Annotated in this window: 23 protein-coding genes; 13 read left to right on the top strand and 10 right to left on the bottom strand. The window is 68.2% G+C overall.

What is annotated here, in order from left to right; all coding sequences use genetic code 11:
* Positions 1-18: 18 nt before the first annotated feature.
* The 10 genes from ABIC66_RS20310 (at position 19) to ABIC66_RS20265 (ending at position 10,718) form a co-directional block, all read left to right on the top strand.
* Complete coding sequence (locus ABIC66_RS20310; protein ID WP_354072579.1) at positions 19-1,215, top strand: M50 family metallopeptidase; 1,197 nt, start codon at positions 19-21, stop codon at positions 1,213-1,215.
* Between the two features lie 17 nt (positions 1,216-1,232).
* Positions 1,233-3,596, top strand: a complete 2,364-nt coding sequence (bamA, locus tag ABIC66_RS20305; RefSeq protein WP_354072696.1) for an outer membrane protein assembly factor BamA — start codon at positions 1,233-1,235, stop codon at positions 3,594-3,596.
* Positions 3,597-3,598: 2 nt separating this feature from the next.
* Positions 3,599-4,234 (top strand): OmpH family outer membrane protein, encoded by a 636-nt coding sequence (locus tag ABIC66_RS20300; protein ID WP_354072577.1) that lies wholly within the window; start codon positions 3,599-3,601, stop codon positions 4,232-4,234.
* Positions 4,235-4,287: 53 nt separating this feature from the next.
* Positions 4,288-5,307, top strand: coding sequence for a UDP-3-O-(3-hydroxymyristoyl)glucosamine N-acyltransferase (gene lpxD / locus ABIC66_RS20295; RefSeq protein ID WP_354072576.1), 1,020 nt, complete (start codon positions 4,288-4,290; stop codon positions 5,305-5,307).
* Positions 5,308-5,309: 2 nt separating this feature from the next.
* Positions 5,310-5,789: a 3-hydroxyacyl-ACP dehydratase FabZ gene (gene fabZ / locus ABIC66_RS20290; protein WP_354072694.1), complete on the top strand. Its 480-nt coding sequence runs from the start codon at positions 5,310-5,312 to the stop codon at positions 5,787-5,789.
* Complete coding sequence (lpxA, locus tag ABIC66_RS20285; protein WP_354072574.1) at positions 5,786-6,577, top strand: acyl-ACP--UDP-N-acetylglucosamine O-acyltransferase; 792 nt, start codon at positions 5,786-5,788, stop codon at positions 6,575-6,577. Before fabZ ends, lpxA begins: the two co-directional genes overlap by 4 nt.
* Before the next feature lie 9 nt (positions 6,578-6,586).
* The gene (gene lpxI, locus ABIC66_RS20280) at positions 6,587-7,429 is read left to right on the top strand and encodes a UDP-2,3-diacylglucosamine diphosphatase (protein WP_354072572.1); all 843 of its coding nucleotides are present in this window, start codon (positions 6,587-6,589) and stop codon (positions 7,427-7,429) included.
* Between the two features lie 17 nt (positions 7,430-7,446).
* The gene (gene lpxB / locus ABIC66_RS20275) at positions 7,447-8,598 is read left to right on the top strand and encodes a lipid-A-disaccharide synthase (RefSeq protein ID WP_354072692.1); all 1,152 of its coding nucleotides are present in this window, start codon (positions 7,447-7,449) and stop codon (positions 8,596-8,598) included.
* An 81-nt stretch (positions 8,599-8,679) separates the two neighbouring features.
* Positions 8,680-10,458, top strand: coding sequence for a flagellar hook-length control protein FliK (gene fliK / locus ABIC66_RS20270; protein ID WP_354072570.1), 1,779 nt, complete (start codon positions 8,680-8,682; stop codon positions 10,456-10,458).
* Positions 10,455-10,718 carry an EscU/YscU/HrcU family type III secretion system export apparatus switch protein gene (locus tag ABIC66_RS20265; RefSeq protein ID WP_354072569.1) on the top strand — a complete coding sequence of 88 codons (264 nt, stop codon included), beginning with the start codon at positions 10,455-10,457 and terminating at the stop codon, positions 10,716-10,718. The genes fliK and ABIC66_RS20265 overlap by 4 nt, the downstream gene beginning before the upstream one ends.
* A 55-nt stretch (positions 10,719-10,773) precedes the next feature.
* Here ABIC66_RS20265 and gltA read toward each other — a convergent pair whose 3' ends face one another.
* A complete protein-coding gene (gene gltA / locus ABIC66_RS20260) occupies positions 10,774-12,054 on the bottom strand; it encodes a citrate synthase (RefSeq protein ID WP_354072568.1) in 1,281 nt (426 codons plus the stop codon).
* 67 nt (positions 12,055-12,121) lie between these two features.
* Positions 12,122-13,534 (bottom strand): glutamate--tRNA ligase, encoded by a 1,413-nt coding sequence (gene gltX / locus ABIC66_RS20255; RefSeq protein WP_354072566.1) that lies wholly within the window; start codon positions 13,532-13,534, stop codon positions 12,122-12,124.
* Positions 13,535-13,696: 162 nt separating this feature from the next.
* Here gltX and ABIC66_RS20250 point away from each other — a divergent pair, with 162 nt between their 5' ends.
* Both ABIC66_RS20250 and ABIC66_RS20245 read left to right on the top strand, forming a co-directional pair.
* Positions 13,697-15,859 carry a ComEC/Rec2 family competence protein gene (locus ABIC66_RS20250; protein ID WP_354072564.1) on the top strand — a complete coding sequence of 721 codons (2,163 nt, stop codon included), beginning with the start codon at positions 13,697-13,699 and terminating at the stop codon, positions 15,857-15,859.
* 49 nt (positions 15,860-15,908) lie between these two features.
* On the top strand, positions 15,909-16,676 hold the full coding sequence (locus ABIC66_RS20245) for an isocitrate lyase/PEP mutase family protein (protein ID WP_354072562.1): 768 nt from the start codon (positions 15,909-15,911) through the stop codon (positions 16,674-16,676).
* 100 nt (positions 16,677-16,776) lie between these two features.
* On the opposite strand, the gene lexA is transcribed toward ABIC66_RS20245, so the two are convergent.
* The 6 genes from lexA to ABIC66_RS20215 form a co-directional block, all read right to left on the bottom strand.
* The gene (gene lexA / locus ABIC66_RS20240) at positions 16,777-17,481 is read right to left on the bottom strand and encodes a transcriptional repressor LexA (RefSeq protein WP_354072560.1); all 705 of its coding nucleotides are present in this window, start codon (positions 17,479-17,481) and stop codon (positions 16,777-16,779) included.
* 171 nt (positions 17,482-17,652) lie between these two features.
* Positions 17,653-18,510, bottom strand: coding sequence for a class I SAM-dependent methyltransferase (locus ABIC66_RS20235; protein WP_354072558.1), 858 nt, complete (start codon positions 18,508-18,510; stop codon positions 17,653-17,655).
* A 51-nt stretch (positions 18,511-18,561) separates the two neighbouring features.
* A complete protein-coding gene (lepB, locus tag ABIC66_RS20230; protein WP_354072556.1) occupies positions 18,562-19,362 on the bottom strand; it encodes a signal peptidase I in 801 nt (266 codons plus the stop codon).
* Between the two features lie 58 nt (positions 19,363-19,420).
* Positions 19,421-20,209, bottom strand: a complete 789-nt coding sequence (gene trpC / locus ABIC66_RS20225) for an indole-3-glycerol phosphate synthase TrpC (protein WP_354072554.1) — start codon at positions 20,207-20,209, stop codon at positions 19,421-19,423.
* A complete protein-coding gene (gene trpD, locus ABIC66_RS20220) occupies positions 20,206-21,231 on the bottom strand; it encodes an anthranilate phosphoribosyltransferase (protein ID WP_354072553.1) in 1,026 nt (341 codons plus the stop codon). The genes trpC and trpD overlap by 4 nt, the downstream gene beginning before the upstream one ends.
* Positions 21,232-21,241: 10 nt before the next feature.
* The gene (locus ABIC66_RS20215) at positions 21,242-21,838 is read right to left on the bottom strand and encodes an anthranilate synthase component II (protein WP_354072551.1); all 597 of its coding nucleotides are present in this window, start codon (positions 21,836-21,838) and stop codon (positions 21,242-21,244) included.
* A 116-nt stretch (positions 21,839-21,954) separates the two neighbouring features.
* On the opposite strand from ABIC66_RS20215, the gene ABIC66_RS20210 reads away from it, so the two are divergent.
* Positions 21,955-22,164, top strand: a complete 210-nt coding sequence (locus ABIC66_RS20210; protein ID WP_354072690.1) for a hypothetical protein — start codon at positions 21,955-21,957, stop codon at positions 22,162-22,164.
* Positions 22,165-22,237: 73 nt separating this feature from the next.
* Here the strand turns inward: ABIC66_RS20210 and trpE are convergent, their stop codons facing one another.
* Positions 22,238-23,773 (bottom strand): anthranilate synthase component I, encoded by a 1,536-nt coding sequence (gene trpE / locus ABIC66_RS20205; protein ID WP_354072549.1) that lies wholly within the window; start codon positions 23,771-23,773, stop codon positions 22,238-22,240.
* Positions 23,773-25,734 carry a peptidylprolyl isomerase gene (locus tag ABIC66_RS20200; RefSeq protein WP_354072547.1) on the bottom strand — a complete coding sequence of 654 codons (1,962 nt, stop codon included), beginning with the start codon at positions 25,732-25,734 and terminating at the stop codon, positions 23,773-23,775. Before ABIC66_RS20200 ends, trpE begins: the two co-directional genes overlap by 1 nt.
* Positions 25,735-25,836 lie beyond the last annotated feature (102 nt).

Raw genomic sequence — 25,836 nt, 5'->3', positions numbered from 1 at the left:
GGGGGACCCGGCCACCTAATGACCGACGTGTTGATCATCATCCTTTCCACGGTCTTCGTGCTGTCCGTCGTGGTCACCATCCACGAGCTGGGACACTACTGGGCCGCCCGCGCCTGCGGCGTGGCCATCGACTGCTTCTCGCTGGGTTTCGGCCCGCCTCTGCTGTCCTGGCGCGACAAGCACGGCGTCGAATGGCGCATCGCCTCGATCCCGCTGGGCGGCTATGTCCGCTTCCTCGGCGACGAGAACGCCGCCAGCGTGCCTGACCAGGACAATCTGGAGGCCATGCGCGCCTCGATCGTGGCGCGGGAAGGCGAGGGGGCGCAGGCCCGCTATTTCCATTTCAAGCCGGTCTGGCAGCGCGCGATCATCGCCGCGGCGGGTCCGGTGTCGAACTTCATCCTGGCCATCCTGATCATGGCCGTCTTCCTGGTCACGATCGGTACGCCGCGCTCGACCCCCGTCGTCACCAGCGTCGAACGCGGGAGCGCCGCCGAGGCGGCCGGCTTCAAGATCGGCGACACGATCCTGAAGGCCGACAGCCGCAAGATCGACAGCTTCCAGACCCTTCAAAACTACATCGGCCTGCGCGCCAATCTGGCGGTCGATTTCACCGTCAAGCGCGACGGGCGCGAGGTTCATCTGAACGCGACACCGCGTCTGATCGAGACCACGGACCGCTTCTCGGGTCGCACCAAGGTCAGCCGTCTGGGCATCGGCAATGCCGGAATGACCCATCTGAAGCGCTCGACCGTGCTCGGGGCCATTCCCGACGCGACCGTCGAGGTCTGGGGCATGATCAAGACGATCGGCTTCTATCTGGGTCGCCTGGTCACCGGCCAACTGCCCGCCGACCAGATCAGCGGCCTGATCGGCATCGGCCACACCGCCGGCGCGGTGACCAAGGCCAGCGCCGAGGGCGCGCCCAACGTCGCCACCATGGCGCTGCGGGTCTTCGTCTCGTCCATGCTGCTGATCGCCAGCCTGTCGGTCAGCATCGGTTTCATGAATCTGCTGCCGATTCCGGTCCTCGATGGCGGACATCTGCTGATGTACGCCTACGAAGCCGTGGCCAAGCGGCCTCTACGGGCGGATTTCCAGGCGGCCGGGTTCCGCGCGGGGCTTGCCTTGATCCTGGGTTTCATGCTGTTCGCGGCGTGGAACGACCTTAACCGCTACGACGTGTTCAAATTCATCGGCGGCCTGTTCACGTGAACGCCCGCCCTCCGTCCATGATTGGTCACATGAACAAACTTCGCGCCCACAGCGCCGCGTTCGCCACCGGTGTGGCGCTACTCCTCGGCTCGACGGCCCTGACGGCCCCGCAGCAGGCGTTCGCCCAGGCCGCCCAGTCGGTTCAGGTGCAGCGCATCGTCGTGCAGGGCAACGAGCGTATCGAGCAGGGCACGGTGCTGTCGTATCTGCCGATCCAGCCGGGCGACACCGTCGATTCCCAGCGCCTCGACCTAGCGCTGAAGACCCTGGCTCGCACGGACCTGTTCGCCGACGTGAAGATCGAGATGCAGGGCGGCGATCTGATCGTGAAGGTCGTCGAGAACCCGATCATCAACCAGGTGGTCTTCGAGGGGAATTCGTCCCTGAAGGAAGACAAGCTGAAGGACGAAGTCCAGATCCGTCCGCGCGGGATCTTCACCCGCGCCAAGGTCCAGGCCGACGTCCAGCGCATCATTGAACTTTATCGCCGTTCGGGCCGCATTTCGGCGACCGTGACGCCCAAGGTGGTCGAGCTGCCGCAGAAGCGCGTCGACCTGGTGTTCGAAATCAGTGAAGGCCCGAAGAGCGGCGTACTGGGGATCAACTTCCTCGGCAACAGTGAGTACTCGGACAACGACCTGCGCGACGTGGTCGTGACCAAGGAAAGTCACTGGTACAAGATCCTGACCAGCAACGACAACTACGACCCCGACCGGATCGAGTACGACCGCGAACAGCTGCGCAAGTTCTACCGCAACCGCGGCTATTTCGACTTCCGCGTCGTTTCGTCGGTGGCCGAACTGGCGCCCGACAAGAACGGCTTCGCCGTCACCTACACCCTCGACGAGGGCCCGAAGTACAAGTTCGGCAAGGTCACCGTCGAAACCGAACTGAAGAAGCTGGACGGCAACCTGCTGGCCCAGATCCTGCCGATCCGCACCGGTCAGCTCTACGAGGACGAGCGCATCGAGCAGGCCACCGACGCCCTGACCTTCGCGGCGGGCGCGGCCGGCTTCGCCTTCGTGGACGTGGTGCCGCGCTATGTGCCCAACCGCGAGACAAAGACCGTCGACGTCGTGTTCAAGGTCCGCGAAGGGCCGCGCGTCTATGTCGACCGCATCGACATCGTCGGCAACACCCGCACCCTGGACTACGTGCTGCGTCGCGAATTGGAAGTCGCCGAGGGCGACGCCTACAACCGCGTGCTGGTCGACCGCTCGAAGAACAACATCCGTCGCCTCGGCTTCTTCAAGGAAGTCGACATCGAGGACACTCCGGGCTCGGCCCCGGATCGCACCAGCCTGAAGGTCAAGGTCGAGGAGCAGCCGACCGGCGAACTCTCGTTCAGCGCCGGCTACAGCTCGGTCGACAAGCTGGTGCTGGACGTCGGCATTACCGAACGCAACTTCCGGGGACGCGGCCAGAACCTGCGCGCCCGCGCCTCGGTCGGTTCGCTGCGTCAGCAGATCGATTTCGGGTTCAGCGAGCCGCGCTTCCTGGGGCGTAACCTGGTGGCGGGCCTCAACCTGTACACCTTCCGCTACGACCTGTCGGACTACGCGGCCTACGACACCAAGTCGGTCGGCGGCGACGTGCGCTTCGGCTTCCCGCTGACTAACGACTCGTCGATGAGCCTGCGCTACACGATCCGCCAGGATGACGTCAGCGTCGCCGACAGCCTCTGCGCAAGCGGTTCGGTCTCGCAGATCCTCTGCCTTCAGCGCGGCGCGTACATCACCTCGATGATCGGCTACGGCCTGCGCATCGACAAGCGGAACGACCCGATCAACCCGACCCGCGGCTGGTTCGCCGATCTGAACCAGGACCTGGCCGGCCTGGGCGGCGACGTGAAGTACCTGAAGACCGAGGCCGACGCCGGCTGGTACTACGGCTTCACCAAAGACCTTGTATTCAGCGCCACCGGTTCGTTCGGCTATATCGAGGGCTGGGGCGGCGACAACGTCCGCATCAACGACCGCTTCTATCGCGGCGGCACCTCGTTCCGCGGCTTCGAGATCGCCGGTATCGGTCCGCGCGACATCTCGAGCACGAACAACTCGATGGGCGCCAAGCTCTACGCCATCAGCACCTTCGAGCTGACCGTTCCGACCTTCCTGCCCGAGCAGTACGGCATCAAAGCCGCCCTGTTCAGCGACGTGGGCACGGCCGGTCTGCTGGATGATGTGGATCGTCAGAAGTCGCCTGGCGTCTTCGATCCGAACATCAAGGACAACCTCGGCCTACGTGCGACGGCCGGTATCTCGATCGACTGGAAGTCCCCCATGGGCCCCATCCGATTCGATATCAGCCGCATTTTGGCCAAGGAAAGCTACGACCGAACCGAAACGTTCCGGTTCTCCACCTCCACAAGGTTCCAATAAACATGTCCAAGTTCCTGTCCGCGGCCGCGTCCAGCGTCGTCGCTCTCGCCATCGCGACCAGCGCCTCGGCCCAGACCGCTCCCGCGGCGCCGGCCGCTCCGGCCGTCACCCATGGTCCGGCGCTGCCGGGCGTCTGCATCTTCTCGAGCCCGCGCGCCGTCGCCAGCTCGCAGGTGGGCAAGGCCGTCGACGCGCGCCTGAAGACCATCATCCAGCAGGTCAACGCCGAGCTGACCGCCGAGCGCACCGGCCTCGACAACGAAGCCAAGGCCCTCGACGCCAAGAAGGCGACCTTGGCTCAGGACGCCCTGGAGCAACAGGCCAGCGCTCTGCAGGTCAAGGCCAACGCCTGGCAGCGCAAAGGCCAGCTGCGCCAGAAGGAAGTGGAAGCGACCGAGCAAAAGGCGCTGGCGCGCGTCTATCAGGAGCTCGATACGCCGATCAAGCAGGTCTACCAGGCCCAGAAGTGCAGCATCCTGTTCGACCGTGAATCGGTGATGCTGGCCAACCCGTCGATGGACATCACCGACGCCGTGGTCACCGCGCTCGACGGCCGCATCAAGACCCTGACCTTCGACCGCGAACGCCTCGACCAGCAGGTCCCGGGCGCCGCGGCTCTGCAACCGACCAATAAGTAAGCGAATCGTCTCCTTTGGGCTTACCTAAGGGAACGTTATCGCCGTGAGGAGCCATGCCGGACCCGCGTTTCTTTGACAGCCCGGGTCCGGCGTCGCTTTCCGAGCTGGCCCGGGCCGGCGCCGCCGAACTGGCGGACGCGGCCTGGGGCGACCGCCTGATCGTCCGCGCCGCGCCGCTCGACACGGCCGACGCCGAGGCGGTGACCTTCTTTTCCGACGCCAAGCGCAAGGACGCCGCCGCGGCCACCAAGGCCGGGGCCTGTTTCGTGCGCCCGGAGCATCGTGACTTCCTGCCGTCCGGCTGCGCGGCCCTGGTGACCAAACACCCGCAGGCGGCCTGGGCCGCCGCGGCTAATTGTCTGCACGCGCCACGGCGTCACGATCCATCCGCGCCAGCTGTGCATCCGCGGGCCGAGCTCGAGGACGGCGTGCTGCTGGGGCCCAATGTGACGATCGGCCAAGGCGCGCGGATCGGGCGGGGCACGCGGATCGGCCCTGGTGCTGTCATCGGCCCGGGCGTGCTGATCGGTAGGGATTGCGTGATCGGTCCCAACGCCGTGATCGGCTTCGCCCTGCTGGGGGATCGGGTGTCGATCTCGGCCGGCGCGGTGCTGGGTGAAGCGGGCTTCGGCGCGGCCGCTGGTCCGCGCGGCATGGTCGACTTGCCGCAGCTGGGCCGGGTGGTGATCCAGGACAACGTCACGATCGGCGCCAACAGCTGCGTCGACCGAGGCGCCTTCGCCGACACGACGGTCGGCGAGAACACCAAGATCGACAACCTCGTGCATGTCGCGCACAACGTCCGTGTGGGACGCAATTGCGTACTAGCGGCCTATACCGGGCTATCGGGTAGCACGATCGTCGGCGACGGCGTCGCGTTTGGCGGCAAGGCCGGCGTCGCCGACCACTTGAACATCGGCTCGGGCGCGAGCATCGGGGCCGCCGCCTCGGTGTTCAAGGACGTGCCGGAAGGTGAAACTTGGACGGGCTTTCCGGCGCGACCGCTCAAGCGGTGGCTCCGGGAGACCGCATGGCTGTCGCGCATGGCGGGCGGCCGAAGGACGAGGGGCTGAGTATGGGCCAGAACACCGAGCAAGCGGTGCGGACCGATATCGACATCGCGGAGATCCTGGCGCGCATTCCGCACCGCTATCCGTTCCTGCTGGTCGACCGGGCCGAGGCCTACGAACCGCACAAGTCGATTGTCGGCATCAAGTGCGTGACTATCAACGAACCCTTCTTCCAGGGGCACTTTCCGGGCAATCCGGTGATGCCTGGCGTACTGATCATCGAAGCCCTGGCCCAGACGGGCGCGGTGCTGATGAGCAAGTCGCTGGAGGTCGATACCGAAGGCAAGACCATCTTCTTCATGTCGGTCGACAATGCCCGCTTCCGCAATCCGGTGCGTCCCGGCGACGTGATCCGGATGGAGGTCGAGGTGGTCCGCGCGCGCTCGTCGATCTTCAAGTTCAAGGGCGTGGCCAAGGTCGGCGACAAGGTGGCGGCCGAAGCCGAGTTCGCGGCCATGGTGGTCGAGACAGGCCCCAAGGCATGACGATCCACCCCACCGCCATCGTCGCGCCCGAGGCCAAGATCGCTTCGGACGTCGAGATCGGGCCCTACAGCATCGTCGGCCCCGACGTGACCCTGTCGGCCGGCGTCCGCCTGCTGTCGCACGTCGTTATCGAAGGCGCGACGACGCTGGGCGAAGGCTGCGTCGTCCATCCGTTCGCCAATCTGGGCGGCCCACCACAGCACCTGGGCCACAAGGGCGAGCGTACCGAGCTGCTGATCGGCCCGCGCAACATCATCCGCGAGCACGTGACGATGCACACGGGCACGGCCTCGGGCAAGGGCGTGACCACGATCGGCTCCGACGGCCTCTACATGGTCGGCTCGCATGTGGCCCACGACTGTTCGGTCGGCGACTTCGTGGTGCTGGCCAAGGGCGCCACCCTGGGCGGCCACGTGGCCATCGGCGACTATGTATTCATGGGAGGACTGGCCGCCGCGCACCAGTTCTCGCGCATCGGCCGCTACAGCTTCATCGGCGGCCTGGCCGCCGTGACCAAGGACGTCATCCCCTACGGCTCGGTCTGGGGCAATCACGCCCACCTCGAGGGCCTGAACCTGGTCGGCCTCAAGCGTCGGGGCTTCTCGCGCGAGACGATCAACGCCCTACGCGCGGCCTATCGCCTGATGTTCGCCGACGAAGGCACTTTCCAGGAGCGTCTCGACGACGTGGCCGAGATCCACGCGGGCAATCCCGAGGTGATGGAGATCGTCGACTTCATCCGCGCCGACGCCAACCGTCCGCTTTGCCTGCCCGAGCGCGAGGTCTAGGCTCATCCGATGCGTAAGCTTGGTCTGATCGCTGGCGGCGGCGCGCTTCCCGTCGAGCTGGCGGCCCATTGCGAGGCCGCTGGGCGGGCCTTTTCGGTCATGCGTCTGCGCGGCTTCGCCGACCCGGCTCTGAGCCGCTATCCGGGCCAGGAGCTCGGCCTCGGCGAGTTCGGCAAGGTGTTCAAGGCCCTGCAGGCCGAAGGCTGCCAGGTCGTCTGTTTCGCCGGCAACGTCAAGCGGCCAGACTTTTCCGCCCTGATGCCGGACGCCCGGGGCCTGAAGGTGCTGCCAGGCCTGATCGTCGCCGCGCGCAAAGGTGACGACGCCCTGCTGCGCCGCGTGCTGGACGAGTTCGAAAAGGAAGGCTTCGAGATCGAGGGCGCTCACGAGGTGATGGGCGAGATGACCCTGCCGCTGGGGCGCCTGGGCAAGCTGACACCGCGCCCCGAGCACATGGTCGACATCGACAAGGCCTTGTTGGTGGCGCGCGAGATCGGCCGGCTGGATGTGGGGCAGGGCGCCGTGGTCTGCGATGGCCTGGTCCTGGCCGTGGAGGCCCAGGAAGGCACCGACGCCATGCTGCGCCGGGTCGCGGAGCTTCCTCAAGCGATCCGGGGCTCGGCCGAGCGTCCCAAGGGCGTGCTGGCCAAGGCCCCCAAGCCGATCCAGGAGACCAGGGTTGACCTGCCGACCATCGGCGTGGCGACCATCCAGCGCGCCGCCCGCGCGGGCCTGGCCGGCGTGGTGGGCGAGGTTGGCCGCCTGCTGGTCGTCGACCGCGAGGCGGTGATCGCCTGCGCCGACGACCTTGGCCTCTTCGTGCTGGGGGTCGATCCGCAGGGGCGGTCCTAGTGCCCCCGCTCAAAGTCATGCTGGTGGCCGCCGAGGCCTCTGGCGACGCGCTCGGCGCAGGCTTGGCCAAGGCGCTGCGGGCGCGGCTGGGCGACAAGGTCGTCTTCGTGGGCGTCGGCGGGGCCAAGATGGCCGAGCAGGGGGTGGAGAGCCCCTTCGATATCGCCCAGCTGTCGATCCTGGGCATCGTGGAGAGCCTGAAGGCCTATCCGAGGGCCATGGCTCGGCTTAAGGACACCCTGGCCCTGGCGGCCCGGGAAAAGCCCGACGTGGCCGTGCTGATCGACAGCTGGGGCTTTAACATCCGCCTGGCCCACGCTCTGCGCAAGCTTGACCCCAAGCTGCCGCTGGTGAAGTACGTCGCGCCCCAGGTCTGGGCCTATCGCGAGGGCCGCGCGCGCAGCTTGGCCAAGGCCGTCGATCTGCTGCTGTCGATCCAGCCGATGGACAAGCCGTATTTCGACGCCGCGGGTCTCGATAGCGTCTTCGTCGGCAACTCCGCCCTGGCCAAGCGCTTCGACCACGCCGACGGCGCCCGATTGCGCGCGGCGATCGGAGCCTCGGCCAGCGACCCGATCCTGCTCGTCCTGCCTGGCAGTCGGCCATCCGAGATCGAGCGGGTCATGCCGGCCTTCGAGGACGCGGTGCGCCGCCTGAAGGCCGACCGGCCCGACCTCGTGATCGTCGTCCCGGCCGCCTACACGGTGGCCGAGGCCGTGAAGGCGCGTGTCGCCGGCTGGCCGTTCAGGGCGCACGTGATCGAGGACGACGGGTTGAAAGACGACGCCTTCGTGGCCGGCGATGTCGCCCTGGCCTGCAGCGGCACGGTGACGACCGAACTGGCCTTGGCCGGTCGCCCGATGGTGGTGGGCTACAAGACCGGAGCGATCACCTACGCCATCCTGAAGCGCTTAATGAAGCCGCGCTGGATCACCCTGTTCAACATCGCCGCCGGCAAGACCGTCGCGCCCGAACTGATCCAGGACGCCTGCGAAGGCGAGGGGCTGGCGCGAGAGGTGGCGCGGTTGCTGGATGATCCGGCTCTGCGCGCCCGTCAGGTGGCCGAGCAGAGCGCCGCGCTCGACAAGATGGGGCGGGGCATGCCCGACCCCTCCGAGGCCGCCGCCGACGCTCTGCTGGGTTTCCTAAGCGGGACTGCCGCGTCTTAAAACCCATGGTTAAGGTGGTTAACCGGGGGTTTACGCTCCACGGCCTACCTTCATGACACCTGTCGCCGTGGAGCCGTCGTCGTGGCCATCGACCCGACCACGCCCCTGACCCCAATCCTTCCATCCCTTCCGGCTGGAACCGCGCCGGATTCGGTCGCGGTGTTGCAGGCCCTGGCGCGTCAGGCCCAAGCCAATGCGACCGCTCAACTGAGTGAGATCGTCGGCCGACCCACCGCCCAAGCCCCGAAGACCGGCGCGCCGGTGGAGCAGGTCAGCCAGACCTCGACTCAGGACGCGGCTCATACCACCGACGCGTCCGGAACCAAGACCGGGCCCGTCATTCAACAGGCCCTGGCCGCCAAGGCGCCGTCCGAGACTCGGATGGCGCGCGTCGTGCGCGCCGCCGCCGCCGAGGCCGTGCCGCGCCAGGCGGGACTGGCCCCGCTGATGGCCAATGTCCGCGCCGTCGTCGATCGTCCAGACATGCCAATCGAGGTGCGCGAGGCGGGCAGGGCGCTTTTGGCGCGCACGCCCCAGGCGGCGGAAATCATCACATCGCAAGGCCTGCGCCGCGCCGTCGAGCACTCCGGCGTATTTCTGGAGGCCAGGATCGCCCGCGCCGCCGCCGCGCCGTCCTCCGAGAGCGCGCCTGCGGCCATCCCGTCCAATGACATGAAGGCCGCGCTTCTGATGTTCCGGGGCGCTCTGTCCGCCTGGCTGGCCCGCGCCGCGCCGCCCATCGCCGGCGATCGGTCTTCGCCCGAGGCCGCGCTCGACGCCGCGTCCACACCGACCAGCGAGGCTGAATTCGGGCCAGCGCCGAAGCCCACTGGCTCGATACCCGCAACCTCGACACCCATCCTCCAGACGACCGCGCGTCCGACGCCGGCGCCTCCGACGCCGCCCAATACCGCCCCTGTCGCGGAGGACGCGGCCGTCGGGACAGCGCCCGTCTCATCGCCGATCCAGATGGAATCGGCGGGCGACACCCCATCCATCGCCAAGCCACCGGCCCCCGAACGCGGCCCAACCGGCCCATCGCCCGAAGACGACGCCATCGCGGCGCGGTTCGGCTCGTTCGTGGCCGCGCCCAAGACGGCTTCGCCCCCCGCCGCCTCTATCGGCCGCGCGGCGGTGTCGGCTCTGGTGCAACTGGGTCTGCTCGCCGAAGAGGCTGCCCACGAGGATGACGCCGCCGCTCTCCTGGCCGAGCCGAAGGCGCCGGTGGCGCGGGGCTATGGTCCCGCGAGCGCCGAAGCCGGGCGGCCCAAGGTCCCACCGCCGCCCTATGCCGGCGGGCCGATGGCGGGGCAGAAACCGACGCCGCCAATGCTGCTCGGCGAACTCCCGACCGCCGACATGGTGCGCGGCCTGCTCAAGGGGGCGAGCGCCGCCCTGGCGCGGCAGGACCTGATGCAGATCGCCTCGCTGCCCGAACCCCATGGGCATGAGGCCGAAACCGCCGAGGCCAAGCCCCAAACCGCGCGCCTCAATCTCGACCTGCCATTCATGACGCCCCAAGGCGTGGCGGTCGCCCAGTTCGAAATCAGCCATGACGGGGGCGGTTCGGGCGGCGGCGCGGTCGGGTCAGCCGAACGCACCTACAAGGCGCGCTTCTCGATCGATGTCGAGCCGCTGGGGCCTGTCCACGCCCTGGTCACCCTGACCGGCGCGCGGGCCCGGGTATCGCTATGGGCCGAGCGCGCCGAGACCATCGCCCGTTTTCGAGCCGGCGAGGAAAGCCTGGCAGCCGCTCTGCGCCAAGCCGAGCTGTCGCCCGAGGTCGCCGTCCATTCGGGCGCGCCGCCGACGCAGGGCGGCGTCAATCCGCTGGGCCATTTCGTGGACCAGGCCTCATGAGCGGGATCACTGGGCCCACTGGGCGGCCGCGCATCGCCGTGGCGTTGCTCTACGAGGAGCCTAACGCCCCCAAGGTCGTGGCCTCGGGCCAGGGTTGGGTAGGTGAGAAGATCATCGAGACGGCCCGCGAACACGGCGTGCCGATCGAAGAGGATCCGGTGCTGGCCCAGGCGCTGTCGACCATCGAGGTCGACGAAGAGATCCCCGAGGCCCTGTATCGAGCCGTGGCCGAGGTCCTCAGCTTCCTGCTGAAGCGCTAAACGAAAAAGGCCCCGCCGAAGCGGGGCCTGATCCGTCGTTCCAAAGACGAAACGCCTAGCGTTTCTCGACCGGCACGTAGTCGCGTTGCGTGGCGCCGGTATAGAGCTGACGCGGACGACCGATCTTGCGGGTGGGGTCCTCGAACATTTCCTTCCACTGGCTGATCCAGCCGACGGTGCGGGCCAGGGCGAACAGCACGGTGAACATGTTGGTCGGGAAGCCCATCGCGCGCAGGGTGATGCCCGAATAGAAGTCGATGTTCGGATACAGCTTACGGTCGATGAAGTACGGATCGCTCAGCGCGACCTTCTCCAGTTCCTGGGCGACCTGCAGCAGCGGGTCGTCGTTGTGGCCCAGTTCCGCCAGCACTTCGTGCGCGGTCTTCTGCATGACCTTCGCGCGCGGGTCGAAGTTCTTGTACACGCGGTGGCCAAAGCCCATCAGCTTGTACTTGCGGTCCTTCACGCCCTGGACGTAGTCCGGGATGTTCTCGACCGAGCCGATCGTCTCCAGCATCTCCAGCGCTTCCTGGTTGGCGCCGCCGTGCGACGGGCCCCACAGACAGGCGATGCCGGCGGCGATGCAGGCGAACGGGTGCGCGCCCGACGAACCGGCCAGGCGGACGGTCGAGGTCGAGGCGTTCTGCTCGTGGTCGGCGTGCAGGATGAAGATCCGGTCCATGGCGCGGGTCAGCACCGGGTTCGGCTTCCAGTCCTCGGCCGGCACGGCGAAGCACATGCGCAGGAAGTTTTCCGAGTACGACAGGTCGTTGCGCGGCGACACGAACGGTTGACCGATCGTGTACTTGTAGGCGCGAGCGGCGATCGTCGGCATCTTGGCGATCAGGCGATGAGCGCTGATCTCGCGCTCACGGGCGTCGTCGACATTGATGCTATCGGCGTAGAAGGCCGACAGGGCGCCGACGGCGCCGGTCATCACCGCCATCGGATGCGCGTCGCGGCGGAAGCCTTGGAAGAAGGCGTCGAACTGCGCGTGCAGCATCGTGTGGTAGGTGATGTTCTTCTCGAACTTGGCGAATTCGGCCGCGCTGGGCAGCTCGCCGTTCAGCAGCAGATGGCAGACCTCGAGGAACGAGGACTTTTCGGCCAACTGGTCGATCGGATAGCCGCGGTGCAGCAAGACGCCGGCGTCGCCATCGATATAGGTGATCTTGCTTTCGCACGAGGCGGTCGAGGTGAAGCCCGGATCGAACGTGAAGTGGTCGCTCTCGGCATAGACCTTCCGGATGTCGAGGACGTCCGGACCCGTGCTGCCCTTGAGGATCGGCAGGTCGTAGCTCTTGTCGCCGATCGTCAGCGTGGCTTTATCGGTCATACTTAGACCCCTTCATAATTGGAACGAGCAGTCCAACTTTCGCTTTTCGCGGGTGCGTTATAGCGCCTCATGCGCGCGGCGCCAGGGCGTCGTCAAGGCGCCCCAAACTCTCCTCGCGGGAGAGGGCCGCCATGGTCTTGTTCAGATCCGGGGCCTGAGCGCCGCCGGTCAGGATTCCGCGCAAGGCCGGGCCGAACTTGCCGAAGCCGACGCCCTCGGAATCCGCGAAGGATTTCAACACGGTTTCAAGCGTGGCGGCGTCGAACGCCGGCGCGGCGGCCAGTTGATCGCGCAAGCGCTTCAGCCGCTCGACCGTTTCCTCGGTGAGCTGCTTTTGGGTTTTCTCTTCCAGCGCGAGCGGTCGAACCTTCAGTGCGAACGCACAGTGATCGACCAGTTCGAGGATGGTCTTGGCGCCCTCCTTGACCTCCGGAACCGTGCGGGCGATGCGCTCGAGGGCGTCGGCGGGCAGGGGCTCGCCACGCTTCCGGGCGGCGTCGAGGGCCAGGTCCGTCAGGCGGGCGTCGTCGGCCTTGCGCAGGTGCTGGGCGTTGATGTGGTTCAGCTTGGCCCAGTCCAGGCGCGCCGGCGCCTTGACCACGTCCTTGACGTCGAACCAGCTGATCGCCTGCTCGTCGTTGAACACCTCGTCGTCGCCGTGACCCCAACCCAGGCGGGCCAGGTAGTTGCGCATGCCCTCCGGGATGTAGCCGAGATCGGCGAACTCGCCGACGGCCTGGGCGCCGTGACGCTTGCTGAGCTTGGCGCCGTCCGGGCCGTGGATCAGCGGGATGTGGGCGAAGGCCGGCACGGCCCAGTCCATGGCCTGATAGATCAGGCTCTGGCGGGCGGCGTTGTTCAGGTGGTCGTCGCCGCGGATCACGTGGGTGACGCCCATGTCGTGGTCGTCGACGACCACGGCCAGGTTGTAGGTCGGGGCGCCGTCCGCGCGCAGCAGGACGAGGTCGTCGAGCTCGATATTCTTGAAGGTCACCGGGCCCTTGACCAGGTCGTCGACCACGGTCTCGCCGTCCAGCGGGCCCTTGAAGCGGATCACGTGCGGAACCGACAGGTCACCTTCCGGCGCGTCGCGCCAGGGCGAGCGGATGGCGCGGCCTTCGGCGCGGGCCTTCTCGCGGGCGACTTCCAGCTCCTCGACGGTCATCCAGCAGCGATAGGCGCGACCCTTGGCCAACATGGCCTGCACGACCTCGGCGTGGCGCGGGGCGCGGGTGTGCTGGAAAACGACCTCGTCATCCGATTCCAGGCCGAGCCAGTTCAGGCCCTCGAAGATCGCGGCGACGGCGGCCTCGGTCGAACGCTCGCGATCGGTGTCCTCGACGCGAACAAGGAACTTCCCTCCCGTATGCCGTGCATATAACCAGTTGAACAGCGCCGTGCGGGCGCCGCCGATATGCAGGAAACCGGTGGGCGAGGGGGCGAAGCGCGTGACGACGCCGGTAGGAGTGGGGTTCGACATGGGCTTCAAAACTGTGGGGCTGGACGCCGAAATGGCCTTGAGGAGCGCGAACCGCAAGGCGGCTTGGGCGGCGCGTCTTAGCATGCCGGTTCACGCCGGGCCTAGCGGTTTTCCGCGTCGCCGCGAACTTGGCTTAACCGTCAAAAATACAACGGTTTCCGGATGTTAGGCGCGGAAGCGGTCGATATCGCGCCACCGGCGACCAAGGTCCGGCTCTCGTGGCGCGGGCTGGCGTCACTGGCTTTGGCCGAACTGCGAGTCAATCAGGAGCGCGTCTTCCTGTGGACGCCCGTCGCGTTCGGCCTCGGCGCGGCCGGCTATCTGGAGGCGCGGGCTGAGCCATCGCTCTGGGCGCTGGGCGGACTGGCCCTGGTCCTGGCCGCGCTCTGGTGGGCGGCGCGGCGCTGGAACGCGCCAGCGCTCATACTCGCCCTGGCCGGACTGGCGGCGTTTGGGGCGGCCGGCGGCCTCGCCGCCAAGATCCGTAGCGACCGCGTAGCCGCGCCGATCATGACGGGCGAGCGGGTCGTGCGGCGGGTGGACGGCCTTGTCGTCGACGTCGTCAGTCCCGGCGCCGGCGGCCCGCGCTTGTTGATCGCGCCGGTAGCGGTGTCGGGCCTGCCGCCTGAGCGGACGCCCCGCCGGATCCGCGTCACGATCGGCGAGAACGAAACGCCCGCGCCGGGTCAGGCGGTGCGGCTGAAGGCGATGCTGGGACCGCCGCCGCCGCCCGCCGCGCCGGGGGCCTACGACTTCGCCCGCGACGCCTGGTTCGATTCCGTCGGCGGCGTCGGTTTCGCGATCGGCGACGTGGATGTCACCGAGCTGGATCCGCCACCCTGGCGCCTGTGGCTGACGATGGCGGTCAATAGCTTCCGCTGGAGCCTGGCCCAGCGGATCTTGCGGCGCATGGGACCGACCAGCGGCGGCATCGGCGTGGCCATGGTGACGGGACACGAAGCCTGGATCACCCAGGACCAGACCGACGCCATGCGCGCCTCGGGCCTGGCGCACATCCTGTCGATCTCGGGCCTGCACATGGCCATCGTCGGCGGTTTCGTGTTCGGGCTGGCGCGCCTCGTCGTGGCGGCGTGGCCATGGCTGGCGTTGCGAGCGCCCGGCAAGAAGATCGCGGCCGTGGCGGGTCTGGTCGCGGTCCTGGGCTACCTCGTCATCTCGGGCGCGCCACCGCCGGCCGAACGGTCGGCGATCACGGCCAGCGTCGCCTTCCTGGCCATCCTGTTCGACCGCCGGGCGATCACCCTGCACGGCCTGGCCGTGGCCGCCTTGCTGATCCTGGCGTTGAAGCCCGAGACGGCCGGCGAGCCGGGCTTCCAGATGTCGTTCGCCGCCACCGCCGCCTTGGTCGCGCTCGCCGAGGCCTGGCCCCAGCCCGTACGGGAGATCTCCACGCCGTGGTGGATCCGCTGGCCGCAGGCCGGGATCGCGTGGCTGACGGCCAGCATCGCGGCCAGCCTGGTCGCCGGCCTAGCGACCGCGCCATTCGCCATGCAGCACTTCAACCGCGTCGCGGTCTGGGGTCTGCCGGCCAATCTGGCGGTCGCGCCCCTGTCCTCGTTCGTGATCATGCCGTTCCTGGCGATCGGGACCCTGCTCGAGCCATTCGGCCTGGGCGCGCCTTTCCTGGCCGTGGCCGGCTGGGGGATCGACGCCATGGTCGGGATCGCCAACGGCTTCGCCGATGCGCACGGCGCCCAACGGATCGTGGCAAGCGCGCCCCCACAGGTGCTGGTGGTCGCATTTCTGGGCCTGATGATCCTGTGCCTGTGGCGCGGCAAGCTGCGCTGGATCGGCGCGCCGCTGGCCCTGGCCGTCGCCCTGTGGCCAAGACCCGCGCCGCCGGACGCCTGGATCGCCGCCGACGGGGCGACAGCGGCGGTGCGCTCGGGCGACGCCGCCGTGCTGCTGCGCACCGACGCCAAGCGGTTTGGGGCCGAGCTGTGGGCGCGGCGACGGGGCCTGACCCCAGCGACCTGGAGCCTCTATGCCTGTGACAAGCGCACCTGCGCCCCGGCTCTGGGGGCTCCGGTCCGGCTATCGATCGCCTGGAGCCGCAAGACGCCGGACGCCGAGACGCTGTCAGGCCTTTGCGTGCGCAGTGAGGTGGTGGTGGTCCGCGCGGCTGCGCCGGAACGGATCCCGCCTTTGTGCGCCGACGCGGTGCTGCTGACAGCCGAGGATTTCGCTCGAGGCGGCGCCGCGGAGCTCTATCGCCGCCCGGATGGCTGGCGCATCGTCTGGGCCCAGCCCTTGCGCGGCGACCGCCCTTGGAGCGGCCTGCTGACACCCCATGTCACACCCTGACGCTAAGCGTCGTCATGAGCGCGAGCCAACGCGCCTCGGAGGAGTAGCCATGTCCAATCCGTTCGCCGCCCGCCGCGCGGCCTTCCGCGCGCTGCATGCCGAAGGCTGCTTCGCCCTGCCCAATCCGTGGGACGCCGGCAGCGCCAAGCGGCTTCAGAAGCTGGGCTTCAAGGCCCTGGCCTCGACCAGCGCCGGCATGGCCTGGGCGATGGGTAAGGACGACGGCCAAGTCACCCGCGACGAGGTGGTCGCACACCTGCGCTATCTTTGCGCCGTCACGGACCTGCCGGTGAATGCCGACTTCGAGAACGGTTTCTCCGACACCGCCGAGGGCGTCGGCGAGAATGTGACCCTGGCCATCGAGGCCGGCGTCGCGGGCCTGTCGATCGAGGACTGGTCGGGAACCGGCCTCTATGACCTTCCGGTCGCCGTGGAGCGCCTCAAAGCCGCCCGGGCCGCCATCGACGTCTCCGGCCAGGACGTGATGCTGGTCGGGCGCACCGAGGGCTACCTGCGGGGCGTTCGCGACCTGGCTCCGACGCTCGAGCGCCTCAAGGCCTACGCGGCGGCCGGAGCCGATGTTCTCTACGCGCCGGCGGTCACCGATCCCGATGAGATCAAGGCCATTGTTGAGGCCGTCGCGCCCAAGCCGGTCAACGTCCTGTTCTGGGGGGCGGAGATGTCGGTCGACAGCCTGGGGGCGCTGGGTGTGCGCCGGGTCAGCACCGGCGGTTCGCTGGCCGCCGCCGCCTGGGCCGGCTTCGACAAGACGGCCAAGCTGCTGGCGGAGGAGGGGCGTCTGACGCCCAAGGCCTAGTTCCAAGTGTCATCCCGGACGGTCTAAAGGACCGATCCGGGACCGCCGGAAACGCCGAGCTTGCGGCGGTCCCGGCTTTCGCCGGGATGACAGAATAACGTTAGTGATACCGGCGGATCAGGCCGACCAGCTTGCCCTGCACCTCGACCTGGTCGGGGCCGAAGATGCGGGTCTCGTACTTGGGGTTGGCCGCTTCCAGGGCGATCGAGCCACCCTTCTTGCGCAGGCGCTTCAAGGTGGCTTCCTCGCCGACCAGGGCGACGACGATTTCGCCCGAGGTGGCGGTGTCGCCCTTCTTGATGATGACGTAGTCGCCGTCGAGGATGCCGGCCTCGATCATCGAGTCCCCTTGGACCTCGAGAACATAGTGTTCGCCGCCGCCCAGCATCGACTCGGGCACTGGCAGGCGCTCGCGCTCGTGCTGGATGGCGTCGATCGGCGTGCCGGCGGCGATCTTGCCGAGGATCGGCAGCTCGCGGCTGTCGTTGGCTGGGGCCGCGGTCGTTTGGGCCGGGGGCGGCGCGCCACCGCCTTCGAACACCTGCGGGCGGAAGGCGCCCCGTCCCTTGGGCGGCGCCGCGGTCGTGGCCTGCTGCGGCAGCTTCACCACCTCAAGCGCTCGGGCCCGGTGGGCGAGGCGGCGGATGAAGCCGCGCTCCTCCAAGGCGGTGATCAGCCGGTGGATGCCCGACTTCGAGGCCAGATCCAGGGCCTCCTTCATCTCGTCGAACGAGGGGGAGACGCCGGTCTCCTTGATCCGCTCGTGGATGAACATCAGCAGTTCGTGCTGCTTACGGGTGAGCATGGCGACCTCGGCTGGAGCGCGGAACAAACCGCAAACCTTGCGAATGTTCTCTAGGCGTTCCGCGTCAAAGTCAAGTCACGGCCACGGCGGGTCGGAAAGATCAGTAAAATCAACAGCTACGTCCGGCGACGCGGTAAATAGCCACCAGAATCAAAAGCTTAACGAAAGCTTTCAGGCGCGCTTGCGGGCCACGATGATATCCTGGTCCTGCATGGGCTGACGCCGCCAGACCCCCAGGGCCTGGTTGAGCACGTCGAGACCCAGTTCGTCGTACTGAACGAGGACCGGCTCAAGGTCGTAGCCGATCACCGACTCGGGCAGGTCCGGCGTCGCGGTCCAGCAGCCGTCCAGGGCGTGGACGAAATCGAAAGCGATCTGGCCGTTGCCGGTATTGTCGCGGGCCTCGTCGTCGATCAGGTACCAGGAGACGATGCTGATGCCGCCGGGCTTCAGCACCCGGGCGATCTCGCGCGAGAACTGGTCCTTGTCCTCGGTCAGCAGGTGGGTGAACACCGAGCCTAGCCAGACATAGTCGAAGCTGGCGTCGGAATACGGGAAGACGAAGGCGCTGGCCGGCTGCGAGCCTTCCGGATTGTACCGGTCGCTGTGCATGTCGGCGTGGATGAAGTCGAAGCGTGGATCGCCGACGGCGATGTTGGCTTTGCACCAGGCGATGGCCTGGGCCATCACGTCGAAGCCGCTGTACCGGCCGTTCTCGTCCAGATAGTCGACCAGGGGCGCGGCGGCGCGACCGATGCCGCAGCCGACATCGAGAATGGCGTGATGCGGCTGCAGTCCGGCCTCGATGAACAGCCGCTTGAACTCCTGACCGACCCGGACGAAGTCGGCGTCGGCGGCCCCGACCAGGTGCCAGAGCTCTTGCGGGGCGGCGACCGCGTTGGGGTCGACCGGCGGCTCGATAACGACGGCGGGCGCGCCGCTCAAGGCGCGGCGCAGGCGGCCCAGAACCGGGCGCAGCGGCGCGGGCGTGGCGTTACGCAGCGCCGCCAGGAAAGAGCCGTCCCGCATCCGATTCCCTTTCGATCCGAAGCGGGCCGGACCCTAGCGGCGCGCCGGGCTCTAGCCAACCTTGGGCGCGGGCAGCTTGCGGAAGGTGCGATCCAGCCGCAGGCCGTGACCGTTCCACGAGAACAGCACGCGTTCGGCGCGGCCGACCAGGTTCTCGGCCGGGATGAAGCCCATGCCCAGTTCCGGCGGTAGGTCGGCGTCTCGCGCCACGTCCCAGGGACAGGAGGCATAACCCTTGGCGGTCGAGCCCGGATTGAAGCGACTGTCGGCCGAGTTGTCGCGATTGTCGCCCATCACGAAATAGCAGCCGGCCGGCACGGTATAGACGCCTGTGTTGGCGGCCGGGGTGTCGGCGCCGAAGCTGTTGGTGGCGTAGGTCCGGCCGTTCGGCAGGGTCTCGCGCAGGTGGCGCACGGGGATCGGATAGGCGTCCGGCGCGCCGTCGGCGTCGATCCCGGTCAGGGTCTGGGTGGCGGCGACGCCGTTGATGCGCAGTACGCCCTGGGTCACCTGGATGCGGTCGCCCGGCAGGCCGATGACCCGCTTGATCACGTCGGTGCGGCCGTCGGACGGTTTCTTGAAGACGACGATGTCGCCGCGCTCGGGCGCCTTGCCCATCAGACGGCCGTGACCGACCGGCGGGCTCAAGGTGATCGAGTGGCGGCTCCAGCCATAGGGATATTTCGAGACCAGGACGTAGTCGCCGACCAGAAGGGTGGGCTGCATCGACTCCGACGGGATCGTGAACGGCTGGCAGAACACCGTGCGCGGGACTAGAAACACGATCAACACGAGGGCGACGGTCTTGGCGGTCTCGATCAGGCCCTCGGCCCAGCGTGGTTTCGTCGTCATTCGTCCGTCTCCCGGTTCCGTCAAGCGTAGGACGGCAAGCTTGGCCAAATCGTGGCGCCTAGCCCAGCAAGGCCTTGGTGGCGGCCGTGACGTCGGCGTGGCGCATCAGGCTTTCGCCGACCAGCATGGCCTTGGCGCCGGTCGCCTCCATCCGCACGACGTCGTCGTGAGTGAAGACGCCGCTCTCGGTGACCAGCAGAGCGTCCCGGGGCGCCAGGGCGGCTAGGCGCTCGGTGACGGCCAGGTCGACGACGAAGCTCTTCAGGTCGCGGTTGTTGATCCCCACGAGGTCCGAACCCAGGGCGCCGGCTCGGGCCATCTCGGCTTCGTCGTGGACCTCCACGAGGGCGTCCATGCCCAGCCGTTTGGCCTCCGACATCAGCTCGGCGGCCAGGACGTCGTCGATCATGGCCAGGATCACCAGAATGGCGTCGGCGCCCAGGGCGCGGCTTTCGGCCACCTGCCAGGGGTCTACGAGAAAGTCCTTGCGGATGCAGGGCAGGGAGACCGCCGCGCGCGCGTCGATCAGATAAGGATCGGCGCCCTGGAAGCTGGGGCTATCGGTCAGGATCGACAGGCAGGCCGCGCCGCCGGCTTCGTAGGCGCGGGCCAGGGCCGGCGGATCGAAGTCGGCGCGGATCAGACCCTTGGACGGCGAAGCCTTCTTGATCTCGGCGATCAGGGCGAGCTTGCCGGGCGCGTGGCCAGCGATCAGAGCCTGCTTGAAGCCCCGAGGCGACGAGGCGTTGCGGGCGGCCGCGTCTAGCGCGGCCTGGGTGCGCCGACGCTTGCGGTCGACGACCTCTTCGCGCTTGTAGGCGGCGATTTTCGCCAGGATATCGGTCACGCGGCTATGTCCGTGTTGGTGGCGGTCACCAGGCCGGCGAGAGCGGCCTTGGCGCGGCCTTCATCGATGACGTCGGCGGCCAGTTCGATGCCCTCGACCAGGGTCTCGACCTTGTCAGCGACTAGGAAGGCCGCGGCGGCGTTCAGCAACACGATGTCGCGATAGGGGCCGGGCTCGCCGTCGAACAGGCGGGTCAGGGCCGCGGCGTTGAAGTCCGGATCGCCGCCGGTGATGTCCGACAGCGAAGCGCGCGGCAGGCCGACGGCCTCGGGCGTGATCTTGAACAGGCGGATCACGCCGTCGCGCCATTCGGCGACCTCGGTCTCGCCCGTGGTGGTCAGCTCGTCCATGCCCGAGCCGTGCACCGACCAGGCGCGCTCGGCGCCCAGCGCGCCCAGGGCCTTGGCGATCGGTTCGACGAAGCGCGGGGCCGAGACGCCCACCACCTGCCGCTTGGCGCCGGCCGGATTGGTCAGCGGGCCCAGCAGGTTGAAGATGGTGCGGAAGCCCAGCTGTTGGCGGATTGGCGACACGTGCTTCATCGCCCCGTGATGGGCCTGGGCGAACAAGAAGCAGATCCCGGCCTCGTCCAGGGCCCGCCGCTGCTGCTCGCGGGTGGCGTCTATGTTGACGCCAAGCGCGGTCAGGACATCGGCGGTGCCGGACTTCGAGGTGATGGCGCGATTGCCGTGCTTGGCGACCTTTAGCCCCCCGCCAGCGGCCACGAAGCCCACGGCGGTGGAGATGTTCAGGGTGTGAAGACCGTCGCCGCCGGTGCCGCAGACATCGATGACATCGTACGGATGCTCCAGCTGCACGGCCGCGCGGCGCATGGCGCGGGCGCACGCGGCGATCTCGCCGACTGTCTCGCCGCGCAGGCGCATGGCGGTGACGGCGGCGGCGACCTGGGCCGGCGTCGGCTCGCCGCGCAGGCAGGCGGCGAAGAACACCTCGGCGTCGTCGTCGCCCAGGGTCTGGCCGTCGGCCAGCTTGGCCAGCAGCGGCTTGAAAGCGTCGGACACGGCGCGGATCCTAGACCCAGACCGCCGCGTCGCGCTTGACGCCCGCTAGGTCGATGAAGTTGGCCAGCATCTGGTGGCCCCCCTCGGTGGCGATCGATTCCGGGTGGAACTGGACGCCGTGGACCGGACGAGTCTTGTGCTGCACGCCCATGATCTCGCCGTCGTCGGTCCAGGCGGTGACCTCCAGGTCGGCCGGCAGGTCTTCGCGGCGGACGGCCAGGCTGTGATAGCGCGTGGCGGTGAACGGGTTGGGCAGGCCCCGGAAGATGCCCTTGTCGTCGTGGCGGACCTTGCTGACCTTGCCGTGCATGACCTGCTTGGCGCGGATCACCTCGCCGCCATAGGCTTGGCCGATGGCCTGGTGGCCCAGGCACACGCCCAGGATCGGCAGGTCGGCTGGGGCCCCGCGCAGCAGCGGCAGGCAGATGCCGGCCTGGTCCGGGGCCTTGGGCCCGGGCGACAGCAGGACGGCGGCGGGCCGCAGGCCCAGGGCCTCCTGCACCGTCAGGGCGTCGTTGCGGTAGACGACCGTCTCGGCCCCCAGCTCGTTCAGATAGTGGACGAGGTTGTAGGTGAAGCTGTCGTAGTTATCGATGACCAGGATCATGACGCCGCCTTTCGGAGGTCGGTTCTAGCGCGGGCGGAGCCGATGTGTAGCGGCATTTTCGCGCGCGGCTTTCAGTTACGGTTACAGCGGTCGCGGTCTTCAAGCATCATATGGGCATGGACCCGCGTGATTCCGCCCTGGACCCCGTCGCTGTCGCCTATGTCCGCGCTCTGCTGCGGCCGAAGACGCGCATCCAGAAGATGGCGCCGGTGCTAGCCGCCGCGGCCTTCGCCGCGTTCTGCGCGCTCAGCTTCGCCACGGTGATGGTGCTGGCGCCGCCGACGGTCACCCAGCACCTTCCGGACGACCGGTTGGGCGGTCCTTGATTCTTGGTCGCGTGACGGGCGTCAAAACCGGCTTCCACTTTTGACTGTCACGCTCCGAAGGCAGCCCTAAGGCTCAGCTGAATCGCCAGGCTTCCTCGGCCGCGCGTTTGAGGGCGCGGGACTTGTGCAAGGTCTCGTCATATTCGGCGTCCGCGTCGCTGTCGGCGACGATGCCGCCGCCGGCCTGGACGTACATCATGCCGTCCTTGACCAGCGCCGTGCGTAGCACGATGCAGGTGTCGACCGAGCCGTCGGCGCCGAAATAGCCCACCGCGCCGGCGTAGCCGATGCCGCGCTTTTCGACTTCCAGCTCGTCGATGATCTCCATGGCCCGGACCTTGGGCGCGCCCGAGAGCGTGCCGGCGGGCAGGGCGGCCATCAGCACGTCGACCGGATCGACGCCCTCGGGCGCATTGCCTTCGACGTTCGAGACGATGTGCATCACGTGGCTGTAGCGTTCGATCTTGAAGCTCTCGGTCACGCGGACCTGCGGACCTTTCGGGATCTGGCTCGGCTGGTTCTTGCCGGCCTCCCGCAGCATCGCGACGCGGCCGACGTCGTTGCGGCCCAGGTCCAGCAGCATCAGGTGCTCGGCGCGCTCCTTGGGATCGGCCAGCAGCTCGGCTTCCAGCGCCGCGTCCTCCGCCGGCGTGGCGCCACGCGGACGGGTGCCGGCGATCGGGCGGATGGTGATCTTGCCGTCGCGCAGGCGGACGAGGATCTCGGGGCTGGAGCCCACGAGGTTGAAGCCGTCCAGGTTCAGGAAGAACAGGAACGGCGACGGGTTGGTCCGGCGCAGCGACCGGTACAGCGCGAACGGCGGCAGGTCGAATGGGCTGCGGAAGCGGTGACTGGCCACGACCTGGAAGATGTCGCCGGCGGCGATGTAGTCCTTGGCCTTGGCGACCACCTGGGCGTAGTCGGCGCGGCTGACCGGCGTCGTGAAGTCCATCGGACCCCGCGGCGCGCGCGGCGCGTCGTGGGCCAGCGGGCGATGCAGGTCGGCCATCACCGTCTCGATCCGCGCGCGGGCGGCCTCGTGGGCGTCCTTGGCCGAGACGCCCGGCTGCGGTCGCACGGCGGTCGTCAGGATGATCTCCTGGGCGATGGCGTCGAAGATGGCCACGATCGACGGACGGGTCATGATCCCGTCGGGGAGGCCCAGCTTGTCTTCGTTGATGTCCGGCAGGCGCTCGACCAGCCGAACGAGATCGTAGCCCAGGGCCCCGAACACGCCGGCGGCCATGGGCGGCAGGCCCTTGGGCAGCTCCATCCGGGCCTGGGCGACCAGATCGCGCAGGCTGTCCAGAGCGCCGCCCGGTTGCGGCGTGAACCGGCCGGCGGCGATGGCCTCGCCCTCGGCGATCTCGGCCTGGTCGCCTCGGCAGCGCCAGACCAGGTCCGGGTTCATGGTCACGATCGAATAGCGACCGCGCCAGGCCCCGCCTTCGACGCTCTCGAACAGGAAGCTGTAGGGACGCGCCTGGGCGATCTTCAGATAGGCCGAGACCGGGGTCTCGAGATCGTCGATCAGGCGGGTCCAGACGACCTGCTGGCGCCCGGAAGCGTAGATTTCCGAGAAGGCGTCGAACGCGGGTTCCAGACTCATTACTCGGCTTTCTTTCCGGCCTTGGCGCCTTCGGCCTTGGCCAGGGCGTCGGTGTCGGCGCCGATGGCCTGGCGGGCCAAGGTCAGGTTGCTCTTGGTCTTCAGTTGGACCTTGGCGGCGTTGCGCGAAGCCTCGCCCAGGTCGCGCATCAGGCCGCTGGAGGCCTGGGTCTGGGTGTAGGCGGCGACTTGCGCGATGGCGTTCGTCGGGGCGGGGCGAACCGCCTCCAGCTTGGCGACCACGAAGGCCTCGCCCTGCTGACCGGCGCGGGCGACGAAGGCCTCGCCGGGCTTGGCGGTGAAGGCCGCGGCCAGGAACTCGCGACCCAGGCCCATGTGCTGCTGGGCGTTCTGGCGCGAGAGGCCGGCGACCTTCTGCACCTGCGACTGGGCCGAGGCGGCGACGGCTTCCAGGCTCTCGCCTTTCTTGACGCGGGCGGCCAGGGCGTCGGCCTTGGCCTTGAGGCGCTTGCCCATCTCCTGGCCCAGCCAGACGGCGGTCAACTGCGGCTTGATCTCGGCCAGGGGCGGCATGGCGGCCGGAATGACCTTCTCGACCTTCACGGCGTAGTACTCGCCCTTGCCAAGCTCGATCAGCTCGCTTTCGCCGCCCTGGCTCAGGCCGAACGCGGTCTTGACGATATCCGGGGTCAGGCCGGGGACCGGCTGGCCTGTCTGGTCCGTACCCTGGGCGGTGATCGGCGCGAGCGTGGCGACCATGGCGCCGGCCTTGCTGGCGGCCGCCACCAGGTCCGCGCCGCCATCATGGGCGTCCTGATAGGCCTGGGTCTGGTCGTACGCCTTGCTCTGGGCGGTCTGGGCGCGAACCTCGGCCTCGAGCTGCGGACGGACGCTTTCCAGCGTGGCGACGACGCCGGGCGTGACCTTGGTGACCTTGATCACCGATACGCCAAGTTCGCCATTGATCGGGCCGCTGACCTGGCCGGCGGCCAGGGCGAAGGCGGCGTCGGCGACCTTGCGATCCGGCACGGCGGTCTTGGGCTTGTCGGTCAGGACCAGCGGCGTCTTACCGAACGCCTTGGCGACGGCGACGGGATCCTCGCCCTTGCCGAGGCGCTGGGAAATGGTCGCGGCGGCCTTGGCGTCCGGCGCGGCGATCTGGATCAGCGAGCGGGTCTCGGGCTTGGCCAGGCTGTCCTTGCGGAAATCGAAGGCCTTTTGCAGGTCGGCCGGGTTCACCGCGACGGTCGGCTCGAGCGCCTTGGCGCTGACGCGCATGATCGACAGCACACGGGTCTCCGGACGCGTCAGGCGCTCGGCGTTTTCCTTCATGAAGGCGGTCAGCTGGGCGTCGGTCGGCGGCGCGGGCCGTTCGATCGAAGCCGGATTGATCGCGAAGGCGGCGATGTCGCGACCTTCCAGCAGATAGGCGCCTTGCAAGGCGGCGTAGATGCGCGGAGCCTTCAGGCCGGCGGCGACGGCCGAGAAGAAGTGGGCCTGGGCGATCTCGTCGCGCAGCGAGGCTTCATAGGTCTGCGGCGTCAGGCCGTTCTGAGCCAGCAGCGCCGCATAGGCCTGCGAGTCGAACTTGCCGGTGATCGGGTTGAACGGACGCTGGGTCGGCGGCAGCTGGCTCATCTGTTCGTGCACGATATTCCCGACCAGCTTGTCGGACGGGGCCACGCCCATGTCACGGATCGCCGCGGCGATCGATTCCTGCAGGACCAGTTCCTGCAGGATCTGACGGTCGACGCCGCGCTCGACGGCCTGGTCGGGCGTCAGGGCCTCGCCGTTCCGGCGCTCGACCTCCTTGCGGTAGTTGTCGAAGCGCGACTTGAAGTCTTGGGCGGACAGGGTGCGCGAGCCCGCGCTGATCACGCCCGACCCTTTCGGCCCCTTGAACACGTCGCTGATGCCGAAGATGGCGAAGCTGACGATCAGCAGGCCAAACAACAGCACCGCGAACGGCGATTTGGCGAAGGTGCGGAAACCGGCGAGCATGCGTGCGAAAACCTTCCAGTCGGATCGCCAAACGAATGGGCAAGGCGATCGAGAGCAGCCGATATAGTAGAGCCGTAGGCGAGGGGGCAAGCGGCCTGGACT

It is taken from the genome of Caulobacter sp. 1776, from assembly GCF_040545685.1.
Taxonomy (GTDB): Bacteria; Pseudomonadota; Alphaproteobacteria; order Caulobacterales; family Caulobacteraceae; genus Caulobacter.
The sequence above is the reverse complement of the archived record's forward strand: the minus strand, read 5'-3'. Positions and strand labels throughout refer to the sequence as shown.